Origin of the sequence: Aeromonas rivuli, assembly GCF_000820045.1 — a bacterium.
In the GTDB taxonomy this organism is placed as follows: Bacteria; Pseudomonadota; Gammaproteobacteria; order Enterobacterales; family Aeromonadaceae; genus Aeromonas; species Aeromonas rivuli.
The window spans coordinates 1-496 of record NZ_CDBJ01000076.1 but is presented as its reverse complement, the minus strand read 5'-3'; the positions used below and the strand labels follow the sequence as shown (position 1 = coordinate 496).

Below are 496 nucleotides of genomic sequence, written 5' to 3'. Positions count from 1 at the left end.
CGCGGCTTCGCCGTGGTGGCTGACGAAGTCAGGGCGCTCTCCAGCCGCAGCCGCACCGCCAGCCTGGAGATAGCCGGGATGATTGCCGCCCTGCAACAGGAAGCCCAGAGTGCCGTACAGGTCATTGGCGATGCCAGGCTCAAGGCGAATGACAGCATTCAGAAGACGGAAGCCACGTTGGCGGCAATGCAGACCATCATTGATCGCATCGCCAATACCAATGATCTCAATGCCCAGATGGCACAGTCAGCCCAGGAGCAGGACAGAGTCTGTCAGGAAGTGGATGGCGCCGTGCACGAGATCCGCAGCACATCGAACGATACCCTGAGCCAGGCCCACAGCGCCAATCTCGCCAGCGAGCAGCTGGTCGCCCAGTGCCAGAAGCTCGAAGCCCTGCTCAACACCTATCGCTGGTGATGGGTTAAGCCGTGCCTGTGGTTTGCGCCACGGGCGAGGGACACAAAAAAGCGCGACCTCGGTCGCGCTTTTCGTTGCA

At 61.3% G+C, this 496-nt stretch carries 1 protein-coding gene; it reads left to right on the top strand.

Translation table 11 applies throughout. From position 1 onward, the window contains the following. Positions 1 to 417, top strand: a 417-nt coding sequence (locus BN1130_RS22960) for a methyl-accepting chemotaxis protein (protein WP_042043642.1), incomplete at its 5' end; no start/stop codon positions are given. Between the last annotated feature and the right edge of the window lie 79 nt (positions 418 to 496).